At 49.6% G+C, this 254-nt stretch carries 1 protein-coding gene; it reads left to right on the top strand.

What is annotated here, in order from left to right:
- The coding region (locus tag M3180_RS23160) for a reverse transcriptase domain-containing protein (RefSeq protein WP_251671645.1) at nucleotides 1–254 on the top strand (254 nt) is incomplete at both ends.

Here is a 254-nt window from a genome sequence, read left to right as displayed (position 1 = left end):
AAACCATTCGTGAAAGCATAAAGAAAGGAGCGTATGAACCGAGTCCAGTCCGTCGGGTCGAAATCCCGAAACCGAACGGTGGAACTCGGCTCTTAGGCATACCTACGGTGACAGATCGCCTCATTCAACAAGCAATCATCCAAGTATTAACGCCTGTATTTGACCCAACGTTTTCCGAGCAAAGTTATGGATTTCGCCCACAACGGCGAGGGCATGATGCGGTAAGGAAAGCACGAAGCTACATGGAAGAGGGA

The organism is Paenibacillus camelliae (assembly GCF_023715345.1).
Taxonomy (GTDB): Bacteria; Bacillota; Bacilli; order Paenibacillales; family Paenibacillaceae; genus Pristimantibacillus; species Pristimantibacillus camelliae.
This window is presented reverse-complemented; position numbering and strand designations above follow the sequence as displayed.